This window comes from Kitasatospora sp. NPDC127035, from assembly GCF_042726075.1.
In the GTDB taxonomy this organism is placed as follows: Bacteria; Actinomycetota; Actinomycetes; order Streptomycetales; family Streptomycetaceae; genus Kitasatospora.
Genome location: NZ_JBHXDN010000130.1, coordinates 1 through 6,868 on the forward strand (window position 1 = coordinate 1; position 6,868 = coordinate 6,868).

Here is a 6,868-nt window from a genome sequence, read left to right on the forward strand (position 1 = left end):
GTGAACCCCAAGAACGTGAACTCGGTGTGCTCGTAGGAGCCGCGCCGGTTGCTGTCCTTGCAGTACACGATCCTGGTTTTGTCCGGGTGCAGTTCTGTCAGCGGACACGGCAGACTCCCCGCTGGCGGTCAGTTGGGCTCCCCGCTGGTGGACATGAAATCTCCCCGGTGACGGACAGCTGATCTCCCCGCAGACCCATCAAGCCCATCACGCACAGTGGGCAGGGTGAAGAGCGATGAGGAGATCATGGAGATTCTTGAGGCGTACGACCTCACCGGGAGTTACCGGAAGGCGGCCGAGCTGGCCGGCTGCGACCACCACACCGTGCGCCGCTACGTGCAGCTGCGCGGGCAGGGGGTCGACCCGACCGAGCGGGCGGTGCGGTCGAAGCTGATCGACGACTTCCTGCCGAAGGTCGAGGAACTGGTCGAGCGGTCCCGCGGCAGGGTCGGCGCCGACGCTGTTCACAAGAAGATCGCCGCGATGGGCTTCACCGGCACCGACCGCACGACCCGTCGGGCCGTCGCGGCGGCGAAGGAGTCCTACCGGGCCGGGAACCGCAGGGTCTTCCGGCCGTGGATACCCGAGCCGGCGATGTGGCTGCAGTGGGACTGGGGCGGTGCGACACGAAGTCGCGTATGGCGAGTGAACTCGCAGATTGGAGGCCGGCAATGCCGGTTGCGTAGTTCCTGATCAGTGTTCGAGATCGGTCCCCTCCTCAACGTGCGTCCGCAGGTCCTGCCTGCCGGGGGTGCGGAGCTTGAGGAAGACGCCCAAGGGCCCCCGTTCTGTCCGGGGGAGCAACCGGGCAAGGGGAAGACCGGACGGGTGAACGTGAGTGAACCTCTGATGACACCTCGTCATCGCAAGCCTGGAAGACGGGAAGGACACCAGGTGATAGGGCCTGGCCGCTGGTGGAGGCGGCAAGCGGCGACCTCAGCGTCCCCAGAGGTTGCGTGAACACCGCTGGCCCCGGGGTTTAGGAGGCACCCACCCCGGTCGCATCTCACATACGCGGAACGTGGAAACCCCGTCGGGGTCCGAGCCGGTCATCCGGCCCGGTAGGCCGATCGCAAGAGGGGCGGAAGCCCCCGGCGGGACAGGATGCCCAAGAAGCAGATGCCGGTAGCCGAAAGGCGACGGGACTCGCGGCAACGGGCCGTCGCTCCAGGCGGCCGCCGCGGGGAACCGACCGGATGCCGGTCCTGCGACCGGGCCCGAAAGGGTGCTGACGTGGGCAGGTGAGCCTTTGAACAGATGGTCTTGCGACCTTGCGAACTGAGGGACAAGTTGGACACCGTTGAGGTGAACGGACCCGAGGGCGGTCTGGAGTGGGACGCCGTCGTCTGGCGGCACCACGAGGAGAACGTAACGAGGCTGCGGCACCGGATCTTCAAGGCGGCGCGGAACGAGGACTGGGCCCGCGTCCGGTCCTTGCAGAAGATGATGCTGGGCTCATGGTCGAACACGCTGATCAGCGTGCGACAGGTGACCCAGCGCAACACCGGGCGTCGGACGGCCGGGATCGACGGCGAGGTCGCCTTGTCGTCGCAGTCCAGGGCGGAGGTCGCGGAGCGAGTGCACCGTGACCGCTCGACCTGGGACCCGGTTCCGGTTCGACGCGTGTTCATCCCGAAGGCCAACGGCAAGCAGCGTCCGCTCGGCATCCCAGTGATCATGGATCGGTGCCACCAGGCACGGGTCCGCAACGCGCTGGAGCCCGAGTGGGAAGCCCGGTTCGAGTCCCGCTCCTACGGATTTCGTCCCGGTCGAAGCTGTGCCGATGCCATCGGCGCCCTCTACAACGCGCTCAAAGGGTCCCGGACCCAGCGGGTGTGGATTCTGGACGCCGATCTGTCGGCCGCGTTCGACAAGATCGACCATGTCCGGCTCCTGGAGAGCCTCGGTTCGTTCCCGGCCAGGGATCTGATCCGGGGCTGGCTGAAGGCCGGGGTGGTCGAGGAGGGCATGCTCGTCCGCACTGAGGAGGGAACTCCCCAAGGCGGCGTGGTCAGCCCCTTGTTGATGAACGTGGCCCTGCACGGCCTGGAGGAGGCCGCAGGGGTCCGCTACCGCGAGCGCGGCGTTCACGCCGGGATCGCGAAGGCGAACTCCCCGATCCTGGTCCGATACGCCGATGACCTGGTGGTCTGCTGTCATTCCGAACAGCAGGCCCAGCAGGTCAAGGCACGGCTCGCCGAATGGCTCGCGCCCCGGGGGCTGGTCTTCAACGAGGACAAGACGCAGGTCGTCCACCTCGAAGAGGGCTTCGACTTCCTGGGGTTCAACCTGCGCCGGTACCGGCGCGGGGATCGGCCCGGCAAGCTGTTGATCACACCGTGCCAGGACGCGGTCAGGCGCATCCGGAAGAGGCTCGCCGACGAGGTGCGTGCACTGCGCGGCTCGAACGCGATGGCGGTCATCGCCAAGCTCAACCCGATCATCCGGGGCTGGGCTGCCTACTACCGGGGGGTGGTGTCCAGTGCGCTGTTCAGCAGGCTGGACCACTACACGTGGCAACTCACCTACCGGTGGGCCTGCCACAGCCATCCCAACAAGTCGAAGAAGTGGATTGCTCGCCGCTACTTCGGCCGGTTCAACCGGTTCAGGAACGACTGGTGGGTGTTCGGTGCCCGCGATCACAGCGTGAACGATCGCGGGGACATCACCTTCCTGACCAAGTTCTCCTGGACCACCATCGTCCGGCATCAGCTGGTGACCGGTCGGGCATCCCCGGATGACCCGGACCTGGCCGACTACTGGGCCGCCCGACGACGCAAGGTGCCCCCTCCGCTGGACGGCTACAACCTGCGCCTGCTCTCCGAGCAGGGCGGTCGGTGCCTGCTCTGCGGAGACCACCTGCTCAGCCCCCACCAGCCCCCGCGGTCCCCTCGGGACTGGGAGCGGTGGTGGCTGAACGTCGTCAAACGGGCGATCGCCGCCGACTATCTCACCCACCATGGGCGGGACGGCCGATCGGACGGGAATCGAACGCGCCTCGTTCACGCCTCCTGCAACCGGAGCCTGATGGTCCGGCAGCGCAGGAGTTCGGTTCCATCCACCGCAATGCCCTCGGGGCTTGCTTGAGCCGAGGTGCGGGGAAACCCGCTCGCCCGGTTCTGAGGGGGCGGGGACGCAGCAATGCGTCCCCGCTACCCGACAAGGCCCGCGCATCGACGGCAGACGCACCAGCCTGTGGTGCGCGTGGCTGGCCTGGTCGAGGTTTCGGGTGGTCATCCCGGTGCTGGACAAGACCCTGCCGACAGTCGCGGCCTGCCTGGACGCGACGTTCCGGACGCTGGGCGGGGTCCCGACCTACTGCCTGACCGACAACGAGAAGACCGTCACGGTCGAGCACGTGGCCCGGATCGCGGTCCGCAACCCCGAGCTGGTGCCGATCGCCCGCTACTACGGCACGGTCGTCAGGTCGTGCATGCCGGCCGACCCGGCCTCGAAGGGCGGGACGGAGGCGACGGTGAGGATCGCCAAGCGGGACCTGGTCCCCACCGCGGTCAACCTCCGGACCGACTACGGCGGTTTCGCCGAACTGCAGCAGGCCTGCGAGGACTTCATGAGCGAGGTGAACGGCCGGATCCACCGCGAGACCCGCAGGATCCCCGCCGAGCTGCTGGCCGAGGAACGGCTGCGGCTGCACCCGGTGCCCGAGCAGCCGTTCACCGCCGCGTTCGGCGAGACCCGCCGGGTCGGCAAGGACTCCACGATCTCGGTCGAGTCGGTCCGCTACTCGGTCCCGCACGAGCTCGTCGACGAGCGGGTCTGGGTCCGCTTCCACGGCGACGAGCTGATCGTCACCGCGATGGCCGCGGGCAGCGCGGTCGAGGTCGCCCGCCACCTTCGCTCCGCGCCGGGCAGTCCGCGGATCGCCGACGAGCACTACCCCGACGCCCCGCGCGGCGAGCGCACGCCGAAGCCGACGAACCCGGCCGAGGCCCAGTTCCTGGCGATCGGCCCCGGGGCGGCGGCCTGGCTGGTCGAGGCGGCGGCGACCGGTGTCCGCCGGATCAGGGCGAAGATGGCCGACGCGGTCGCGCTCGCCAAGCTCTACGGAACCGCCGACATCGACCGCGCGCTGGGCACTGCGGCGACGGTCGGCCGGTTCGCCGACGGCGACCTGCTGTCGATCGTGGGCCACCAGGGCGAGCACGACCGCGCAGAGCCGATCCGCCGCAGCGAGGACCACAGCCTGCAGCCGGGCACCTCCGCCTGGTCAGGCTTCGGCTCGGCCTGAGCCCTCCTACTCCTCGACCAGGCCGCTGGCGACCGGGAAGTTCTCCAGGAACTCCCGCCGACCCGGGTCCTGCTCGGCCTCGGCCAAGTCGGCGAGCACGGTCAGGAACCGCTCGAGCTGGCCCTGCGGCAACTGCCCGAGCACCCAGCTCACGCTCTCCATCATCTTCACCGCGGAGTCGGGGTCGACCTCGTCGTCCTCGCAGCTGTCGAGGAACCGGACGACGTCGACGACGAGTCCGGCAAGGACGGGCACCAGCGGGTCCGTGTCAGTCATCCGGGCAACCTATCCGACGCCCATGACAGCAAATCCACCACCTCGGCCGACGGGCACTCGACGTCGGCCCCGACCTGGAAAGAGCACCTGTTTCATGAACGACAGTCCTGCCCAAGCAGCCGCAACGCGGCCGCGCATGCAAGCACCCGCCTCCGCGGTCGCCGCGACGTCCGGCGCCGCGTTCGACGAGGCGATCGCGCTGACCCGCAGGTTGAAGCTGCCGCACATCCGCCGGGCGATGGCCGAGATCATCCCGACCGCGAAGGCCCAGCGATGGGATCCCGCGGAGATCGTGCGGGCCCTGCTCGCGGAGGAGGCCGCCGGCCGCGACGCGGCCAACCTCCGCACCCGTCGAACCCGCGCGGCGTTCCCGACTGGCAAGACCTTCCACATCTGGAACGAGGAGGCGTCCTCGATCCCGGTCCCCACGCAGTCCGCCCTGCGAACCCTGGAGTGGGTCGGCCGACGCGAGAACCTCTGCGTCATCGGACCCTCCGGCACGGGAAAGTCGCACTTCAGCGAGGCGCTCGGCCAGTCGGCGGTCGACGCCGGGATGACGGTTGCCTGGTTCACCATCGAGGACCTCGGGGCCCTGATCCGCCGTCACCGCGTCGACGACTCTGTCTCGAAGGCGATCACCCGGATCACCCGAACCGATCTGATCATCGTTGACGACATCGGGCTCCTCCCGGTCTCGCCCGACGCCGCCGAAGGCTTCTACCGCCTGGTCGATGCCGCCTACGAACGGCGGAGTCTGGCCGTCAGCAGCAACCTTCATCCGTCCGGATTCGACGAGATCATGCCCAAGACCCTCGCCACCGCGACCGTCGACCGGCTCCTGCACCACGCCCACGTCGTCGTCACGCAGGGCGACAGCCACCGCCTCGCCGAGGCCACCACCGGACGAGGCGTCGTCCCGCTCGGCTGACCCACAAGCGGGGAGATCAACTGTCCACCGGGGACTTTCCACGTCCGCCAGTGGGGAGATCAACTGTCCGCGAGCGGGGAACTCCTACTGTCCCTTGACACAGTTCCAGCCCGACCTCGTGCATCCGCCTCTGGAGAGCCGCGAGCACATGGCGCGCCTGGCCCTCGCTGACGCAGTGGACCACCGCGTCGTCCACATAGCGCTCGAAGGCGACACCGGGGAACTCCCGGGCCATCCACGCATCGAACGCGTAGTGCAGAAACAAATTTGCGAGTACGGGCGAGACCGCGGAACCCTGCGGGGTACCTCGGTCTCGGATCTGCATCGAGCCATCGGGCAGCATCAAGGGCGCTTCCAGCCACCGCCTGACATACAGAGCCACCCATGGCAGATCGGTGTTCGCCTCTACAACTTTGACGACCAAGTCCCACGGCACGCTGTCGAAGAACTTCCGGATGTCCAGATCGATCACCCAGTCCGTCTTCCAGCACTGCTGTCGGCAGGCCGTCACCGCGTCGAGTGCGGAGCGCTTGGGTCGGTAGCCGTAGGAGTCGGGATGGAAGATCGGTTCGACCTTCGCCTCCAGCTCCTGGGCCACGACTGTCTGCGCGATCCGATCGGCGGCGGACGGCACACCCAGGATCCTGGTGCCGCCATGCGCCTTCTCGATCTCCACCGCGCGCACCGGTGGCGGGAAGTACGATCCCGACGACATCCGATTCCAGATCTTGAACAGGCTGTTCTTCAGATCGGACTCGAACTCCGCAATCGTCTGCCCGTCCACTCCGGGTGCGCCCTTGTTCGCCTTGACTTTCTCCCACGCCTCCCAGACAGCCCGCTTCGAAATCTCGAACGGCTTGTCTGATGCTTTCAGCTTGTTCACGCGACTCCTCCCGAAGTACTTCCGGTTGATCGAACAAACCAGCCACGGACAACCCGGCCCCTTCGCTCCGCCCCCGTTACAGAGGCATCACCGCTACTACGAGCCGGTCCGCCGGCGTGCCCGGCGACGGTACTCAATCCCTCGCGGGATCACCGCTTGGGAGTCTCCCTATCCCCTGCCCGCATGGGGCAGAGATTGTCCGGGCACGCCTTCTCCTGTTCCACCCGGAAGCCGCAGATCAGGCTCACGTCGTCTACATGCCGGACACCGCCTGGCCAGTAAGCGGAACTCCCGCCAGGCTTTTCCCGGGATCCGCTTGACACCCCGGTTTTGATGTCGTCTGAATCTGTTTCGACACGTCAGCAACGATTCACTTGCGTTCGTCTTCCTGATCCCCACCTGACGCCTCACGGGCGCCTTTTCCTCATCGCTCACCACGACGGTCTGCCGAGTAGCCGGGGGGAATCTCACCCCCCGGCTCTCACAGAACCGTGCTTAAAGGTCTCCCTTTACACGGCTCTTGCCATTCTGA

At 67.6% G+C, this 6,868-nt stretch carries 4 protein-coding genes and 2 pseudogenes; 4 read left to right on the forward strand and 2 right to left on the reverse strand.

Annotated elements, in window-relative coordinates:
- Positions 1–225: 225 nt before the first annotated feature.
- From ACFWIC_RS40275 to ACFWIC_RS40285, 3 genes and pseudogenes are all read left to right on the forward strand, one after another.
- Positions 226–618: pseudogene (locus ACFWIC_RS40275) on the forward strand (IS21 family transposase); the annotation flags it as partial.
- Between the two features lie 639 nt (positions 619–1,257).
- The gene (gene ltrA, locus ACFWIC_RS40280; RefSeq protein WP_380522107.1) at positions 1,258–3,087 is read left to right on the forward strand and encodes a group II intron reverse transcriptase/maturase; all 1,830 of its coding nucleotides are present in this window, start codon (positions 1,258–1,260) and stop codon (positions 3,085–3,087) included.
- Positions 3,088–3,163: 76 nt separating this feature from the next.
- A pseudogene (locus ACFWIC_RS40285) lies at positions 3,164–4,249 on the forward strand (IS21 family transposase); the annotation flags it as partial.
- 6 nt (positions 4,250–4,255) lie between these two features.
- Here the strand turns inward: ACFWIC_RS40285 and ACFWIC_RS40290 are convergent.
- Complete coding sequence (locus ACFWIC_RS40290) at positions 4,256–4,525, reverse strand: hypothetical protein (RefSeq protein ID WP_380522109.1); 270 nt, start codon at positions 4,523–4,525, stop codon at positions 4,256–4,258.
- Between the two features lie 136 nt (positions 4,526–4,661).
- Here ACFWIC_RS40290 and istB point away from each other — a divergent pair, with 136 nt between their 5' ends.
- Positions 4,662–5,453, forward strand: a complete 792-nt coding sequence (gene istB, locus ACFWIC_RS40295; RefSeq protein ID WP_380522111.1) for an IS21-like element helper ATPase IstB — start codon at positions 4,662–4,664, stop codon at positions 5,451–5,453.
- Between the two features lie 16 nt (positions 5,454–5,469).
- On the opposite strand, the gene ltrA (ACFWIC_RS40300) is transcribed toward istB, so the two are convergent.
- A complete protein-coding gene (gene ltrA, locus ACFWIC_RS40300; protein ID WP_380522113.1) occupies positions 5,470–6,336 on the reverse strand; it encodes a group II intron reverse transcriptase/maturase in 867 nt (288 codons plus the stop codon).
- Positions 6,337–6,868 lie beyond the last annotated feature (532 nt).